The organism is Micromonospora sp. NPDC004336 (assembly GCF_053602615.1).
The window spans coordinates 22,785-28,784 of sequence record NZ_JBSGDY010000073.1 but is presented as its reverse complement, the minus strand read 5'-3'; the positions used below and the strand labels follow the sequence as shown (position 1 = coordinate 28,784).

Sequence of the window (6,000 nt, the reverse complement as noted above, 5' to 3'; positions counted from 1 at the left end):
CTCGGGAGGGTGTGGGAGAGTAGGACACCGCCGGACAATCTTTCGTTCAGGGCCACCCCATGCGGGGTGGCCCTGAACGCATTTCCGCACAGAGGGCCGGAAGGTCGCCAGGTGATGCCAACGGGCGGGCGTGCTGCCGGTTCGACGGCGGCCGATCTCATGGCCGAATCAACGAATTCGCATCGCTAAGATCACATTCGCTAGGGTTGGCGCCATGTCGACCGATCTTTACGGGGTCCGCGTACTCGGCGTCGACCCCGAACGCCGCGAAGCCGAGTTCCGCGTGTTCGTCGTCCACTACGAGACGGCGTCCCGGGAGTACTACGAGCCACCCGAGCACGACCCAGGCTTCTTCCTCTGCCTGATGTGGGGCCGAAGCGGGCCGGAGCACCCGATCCACCGGGTTGTCTCGATCGACCAGGCGCTCGACCGGGCCTGGGTCGCCGAACACGCCCGGTGGTTCGTCGAGCACGTCGAACGGACGGCCATCCGCAACCACCCGCCCGCCGACGAAGCCTGGGAAGAACTCGCGGACTTCTACTACGAGGACGAAGGCTGGGAGAACGAGCATCTCCTCGTCCAGGCCGACTACGTCGTCCGGTTCACCGACTCCGCCTGGATCGAGCACGTGAAGCCCGGCCAGTCGTGGGGCGAGACCTTCACGCCAATGGACGCCGACTGCCCGCGCGCCGAGGAACTGCCACACGTGCCGAACGTGCACGAACCGATCATCCTGCGCCCCTTCGAAGAGGCGGCGCCGAGCGAGATCGCCTTCTCGGACGACGGCCGGTTCCTGGCCGTCAAGGGCGCGGAGGCCGAACTGGTCATCTACGACTGCGCGGACTGGTCGGAGCACGCCCGGCTCGCCGTGGAGCGCCAGGTGATCACCCCGCGTCTGGCCTGGGTTCCCGGCCGGCACACCGTCGTGCTCACCGAGGTGGAGCTGGGGGAACTCGAGCAGACCGCGTACGACGTCGACGCCGGCGCGTTCGTCGACGCCCCGGTGGAGCTCGGCACCACCCGTTCCCGCACCGGGCGCCACCGGGTGCAGTTCGGTGACGGCGAGGGCATCGGCCTCCTGGCCGGCGACGGCGATCCCGTTCCCGTGCGCGGCGTGGAACCGGTGACGATCGTGACCGCGGACTTCACCGCGGACGAGTCCCGCCTCTTCGCCGCGGGATGGGAGCATCTGTACGTGATCGACCCCGCGGCCGGAGCTGTGCTCGAGACCGTCGTCCACCCCGAGCAGGAGCAGACCCAACGCCTGGCCGTCAGCCCGGACGGCGCCTACCTCGTCATGTGCCTCTCCGGATCCGGTGGCCTCTGGTCGGAGGAGGGAGACGAGGTCCGCGTGCGGCGGCTCTCGGACGGGAAGGTCGTCGTCCGTCACTGGCCCGGCCACGAGGTCACCGACGCCCGCTGGTCGCCCGACGGCCGTTGGCTCGCGCTGGCCCTCGAGCACGACAGCGGCGAAGGGGAGCTTCGGATCGTGCCGGTCGGCATGCCCGCCGAACCGCCGGCGGACCTGTTCGCCGCGCCGGACTGAGCCCCGGCAGCCGACGTCCTCGGCAGGGTCCCAGGCGGAGTCCGACATGAGGGATCAGCGGCGCGCGCCGCTCAGAAGGCGTACCGGACGCGGCAGTACGGCGCCTTCGCCGCGATCAGGTCGGTCAGCGCGGCCACGTACCCACCCTTGCGGCCGGTGCGGTAGCGCACGTTCCAGCCGCCCGTCTGGGACCGCTTCGGCTGCTGGAGCTCCGGCCGCCAGAGCAGTTCCTCGGCCTTCGGGTGCCAGCCGAGGTTGACCTCGTGCAGCCGGTCGTTGTGGGTCAGGAAGACGACCTCGGCGGCGAGCTGCGCCTTCGCGCGCGGGCCGAGCGCGTCGTCCAACTGGTCGAGCAGCTCCGCCCAGTCGTCGAGCCAGCCGTCGCGGACGACGACGGGGCTGAAGTTGACGTGCACCTCGTAGCCGGCCGCGACGAAGTCGTCGATCGCCGCCAGCCGCTCCGCGACCGGGGAGGTCCGGATGTCGAGCAGCTTCGCGTCCCGGGCCGGCATCAGCGAGAAGCGGACGCGGGTGCGGCCCCGGGGCTCCCAGTCGAGCAGGTCGCGGTTGACGTGCTTGGTGGCGAAGGTGGCCTTCGCCGTCGGCAGGTCCCGGAACAGCGTGACCAGGTCCCGGACGTTGTCGGAGATCCTGGCGTCCAGCGAGCAGTCGGAGTTCTCGCCGATGTCGTACACCCAGGCGGTGGGATCGCACTGGTTCGGCTCGGCCTTCACGCCCTGCCGCCCGACGTGCCGGCCGAGGTAGCCGGTGATCCGGTCGATGTTGGCGAAGACCGTCACCGGGTTGCTGTAGCCCTTGCGGCGGGGCACGTAGCAGTAGGCGCAGGCCATCGCGCAGCCGTTCGCCGTGGACGGCGCGATGAAGTCGGCCGACCGGCCGTTCGGGCGCGCGGTCAGCGACTTCTTGACCCCCAGCACGAGCGCCTCGGTCTTGATCCGCACCCACCGGGCCACGTTCGTCTCGTCCCCGTACAGCTCGGGGATGCGGGAGTGGCTCTCCACCTCGACGCGCTCCGCGTCGGGGAACCGGTCCAGCACGGCCCGCCCCCGGGGCAGCGCGGCGGCCTCCGGCTCCACGTAGATCCGCCGGATGTCGAGCAGCCGCTGGTGCGGCGCAGCGTCGGTCACGAAAGGGGACAACTACGGACCGATCGGCAATGTTCCCGCCGTGTGGACGCCGTTTCCCGGCAGGGCCGCCGGGTACCCCGCCCGCATGCCCGAGGGCCACCTGATCCACCGGTACGCGCGCGACCAGCACGCCGCGCTCGCCGGTCAGGTCCTCGCCGTGTCCAGCCCGCAGGGCCGACTGGACACCCGACCGTACGACGGCCGGCGGCTGCGGTCCGTGGAGGCGTACGGCAAGCACCTGCTCTACCACGTCGAGGGCGCCCCCGGCCTGCACGTCCACCTCGGGATGCGGGGGCTGTTCCTGCGTCACGACGACCCCGGCGTCGCGCCGCGCCGGGGTGTGCGGCTGCGCCTGGCGGGCTCCTCCGTCGCGTACGACCTGATCGCCCCGACCCGCTGCGAACCGCTGCCGACCGACGGCGAACGCGCGCTGCGGGCCTCGCTCGGTCCGGACCCGCTGCGCGCCGACGCCGACGGCGACGAGGCCGTGCGGCGGCTGACCGCCGCCCGGACGGCGGTCGGCGTGGCGCTGCTGGACCAGGCGGTGTGGGCGGGCATCGGCAACGCCTGGCGGGCCGAGCTGCTCTTCCTCGCCGGCCTCGACCCCGCCGCCCGGCCCGTCGCGCCGGCGACCGCCCGCCGGCTGTGGGACCTGGCCGTCCGGCACCTGGCCCTCGGCCGCGACGCCGGCCAGGTGGTCAGCGACCCGGCGGCACCCGACGCGCGATGGGTCTACAAGCGGGCCACCTGCCGGCGTTGCGGCGCCCCGGTGCGGACGTGGGAGCTGGGCGGGCGCACCGCCTACGCGTGCCCCGTCGACCAGCCGGCGGCCTGACCCCCAGCGACGGGCCGCCCCGGGGTGCGCGAGACGCGCGCGTATGCGCCCGCGCCTCGCGGCGATGGTCGCCACCGTCCCGCTGCGGTGGGATTGACGGCATGACGAACACCGACACCGTTCTCGTTCTCGGCGCCACCGGCAGGACCGGTCGGCGCGTCGCCGACCGGCTCGCGGCCCGTGGGGTGCCCGTGCGGCTCGGCTCCCGGTCCGCCTCACCCGCGTTCGACTGGGCGGACCGGTCCACCTGGCCCGACGCCCTGGCCGGGGTGGACGCGGTCTACCTGTCGTACCAGCCGGACCTGGCCGTGCCGGGCGCGGTCGAGGACGTGGAGTCGTTCACCCGGTTGGCGGTGGCGAGCGGCGCGCGCCGGGTGGTGCTGCTGTCCGGGCGGGGCGAGCCCGAGGCGGAACAGGCCGAGAAGGCGGTCGCCCAGGTCGTGGACGGCGCCGGCGGCCGGTGGACCGTCGTGCGGGCGAGCTGGTTCCAGCAGAACTTCAGCGAGGGCCCGTTCGTCGACGGGATCCGCGACGGGGCGCTCCACCTTCCGGTCGGCGGCGTGCGGGAGCCGTTCGTCGACGCCGACGACATCGCCGACGTCGCCGTGGCGGCGCTCCTGGCGGACGGGCACGCCGGTGAGGTGTACGAGGTGACCGGTCCGCGGCTGCTGACGTTCGCCGAGGCGGTGGGCGAGATCGCCGCGGCGGCCGGCCGCCGGGTCTCGTTCGTCCCGGTCTCCGTCGAGGAGTACGTCGACGCGCTGCACCGCGCCGGCGTCCCCGCCGACGTGGTCTCGCTGCTGACATACCTGTTCACGCAGGTGCTCGACGGGCGCAACGAGAGCGTGGCGGACGGCGTGGCACGGGCGCTCGGGCGGGCGCCCGGGGACTTCGCCGACTACGCCCGGTCGACGGCCGCGACCGGCGTCTGGGCCGCCTGACACCCGTCCCGCGGCGCTCCCGCCCGGGGACGCTCTCGCCACAGGTGGCGTGGGCCACCACCGGGCGCGTGGCCCCGGCCGGCCGAACGCCGGACCGCGTTTCGGACCTCTTTTCGGCCCGGACCGGGGCCCGTCAGCGGCGGGACCGGCGGGGGCCGGCGAGCCGCAGGGCGTTGCAGACGTCGACCACGCCCTGGACGTCCCAGGCCAGCTCGCCGGCCACCTGGCGGGTGTCCGGGCCCGCCACGACGCCCGAGAGGATGACGACCTGGTTCTGCACCGTCACCACGATCTGCTGGCGTCGGGTGGTCCAGTCGCTGCTCAGCCGCTGCGCGACCAGCGCCGCGAGCCGGGCGTCCTCGTCGTCCGGGGCGGGCCGGGGTGGTTCGGGGCGGAACGCGCCCTCGTCCGGGTACGGCCAGGGCATGCGCATCGGGATGCGTCCTCTCGACGGGGCGGGCGGGTGCGGTGGTCGGGGCTCAGCGGGCCAGCGTGTCGGAGGCCGTCGTGGCCGGCCGACCGGCCCGGTCGGGCGCGGCCACGGTGGCCGTCAGGCCGGCGGGAGAGCCGGGCGGGGAGAGCCGCCGGACGGCCTCCTCGGGGCTGGCGAAGACCGGGAACAGGCCGTCCAGCCGCATGGTGTGCAACACGGTGAGGATGAAGCGGGACGGGGCGGCCAGGCAGAGCACGGCGCCGCGTTCCCGGGCGTCGCGGTGGGCCCGGACGAGCAGCCCGAGCCCGCCCGCGTCGATCAGGTGGACCCGGGTCAGGTCGACCACGACGTGCCCGCAGATGTCCACCGCCTGCCGCAGGGCGGCCCGCAGGCCGTCGGCGGCGTCGACGTCGATGTCGCCGGCGGCGGTCACCACCGCGACGTCGTCGAGGTGGTCCACTCCCAGGACCCCGCCGGGCACCTCGTCAGCCCGCCCGGTCCCGCCGGCGCGGCCGGGGGCGGGGCTCAGCAGGCTGCAGCGGGGGCAGCGGTGCGGGCCCGTCGCGAAGGGCGAGCCGCTCCAGCCGTGCTCGGCGACCAGGGTCCAGACGACCTCGGCGTCCGGCAGGACGCACGCGGTTCCCGTGGTCACGTCTCCGCAGCTGTCGCAGATCAGCGTCATCGAGTTGTCGTCCGGTACGACGGTCATGGTGTCTTCCTCCACGGGAGGTCGGGCGGCGCGACCCGCCGGCCCGCGACCGGCGGCGTCGAGGCGGGATCGGGATCCGGCCGCGTCGGGTCGGCGGGGGCGGGCGGGTGCCGGGGGCCCGCCGTGACGGCCACGAGCGCGACGCCGAGGGCGGCGGAGCCCGCCGGCACGGCCACGTCCCACACGCCGGCGCGGCCGGTGTCGAGGCCGGCGATGCGGGCCAGGATGAGGCCGAGGACGGCGGTGACGATCCCGGTCACCAGGGCCAACCACGCCGGGACGTCCCGCCGGCCCGGAAGCGCCAGCCAGCCCGCCGCGGCGACGAGCAGCCCGACGGCGAGCGCGGTGACGAGACCGGCGACGGTCATCTGCTCCCTCCTCCGGACGG

7 protein-coding genes are annotated in these 6,000 nt (G+C 74.3%); 3 read left to right on the top strand and 4 right to left on the bottom strand.

The annotated features are described in order from the left end of the window. The first annotated feature begins 214 nt into the window (after nucleotides 1-214). Nucleotides 215-1,546 (top strand): WD40 repeat domain-containing protein, encoded by a 1,332-nt coding sequence (locus ACWENR_RS17065; protein ID WP_452277946.1) that lies wholly within the window; start codon nucleotides 215-217, stop codon nucleotides 1,544-1,546. A 71-nt stretch (nucleotides 1,547-1,617) separates the two neighbouring features. Here ACWENR_RS17065 and ACWENR_RS17060 read toward each other — a convergent pair whose 3' ends face one another. Further along, nucleotides 1,618-2,694, bottom strand: a complete 1,077-nt coding sequence (locus ACWENR_RS17060; protein ID WP_452277945.1) for a spore photoproduct lyase family protein — start codon at nucleotides 2,692-2,694, stop codon at nucleotides 1,618-1,620. 85 nt (nucleotides 2,695-2,779) lie between these two features. Here ACWENR_RS17060 and ACWENR_RS17055 point away from each other — a divergent pair, with 85 nt between their 5' ends. Further along, nucleotides 2,780-3,529 carry an Fpg/Nei family DNA glycosylase gene (locus tag ACWENR_RS17055; protein WP_452277944.1) on the top strand — a complete coding sequence of 250 codons (750 nt, stop codon included), beginning with the start codon at nucleotides 2,780-2,782 and terminating at the stop codon, nucleotides 3,527-3,529. Nucleotides 3,530-3,630: 101 nt separating this feature from the next. Further along, nucleotides 3,631-4,470 carry an NAD(P)H-binding protein gene (locus ACWENR_RS17050; protein WP_452277943.1) on the top strand — a complete coding sequence of 280 codons (840 nt, stop codon included), beginning with the start codon at nucleotides 3,631-3,633 and terminating at the stop codon, nucleotides 4,468-4,470. 133 nt (nucleotides 4,471-4,603) lie between these two features. Here the strand turns inward: ACWENR_RS17050 and ACWENR_RS17045 are convergent, their stop codons facing one another. From ACWENR_RS17045 to ACWENR_RS17035, 3 genes are read right to left on the bottom strand one after another with little or no spacing between them, the layout of a single operon-like run. Further along, nucleotides 4,604-4,903, bottom strand: a complete 300-nt coding sequence (locus ACWENR_RS17045; RefSeq protein WP_452277942.1) for a BON domain-containing protein — start codon at nucleotides 4,901-4,903, stop codon at nucleotides 4,604-4,606. A 46-nt stretch (nucleotides 4,904-4,949) separates the two neighbouring features. Then, the gene (locus ACWENR_RS17040; protein WP_452277941.1) at nucleotides 4,950-5,612 is read right to left on the bottom strand and encodes an STAS domain-containing protein; all 663 of its coding nucleotides are present in this window, start codon (nucleotides 5,610-5,612) and stop codon (nucleotides 4,950-4,952) included. Continuing rightward, a complete protein-coding gene (locus tag ACWENR_RS17035) occupies nucleotides 5,609-5,980 on the bottom strand; it encodes a hypothetical protein (RefSeq protein WP_452277940.1) in 372 nt (123 codons plus the stop codon). The genes ACWENR_RS17040 and ACWENR_RS17035 overlap by 4 nt, the downstream gene beginning before the upstream one ends. Between the last annotated feature and the right edge of the window lie 20 nt (nucleotides 5,981-6,000).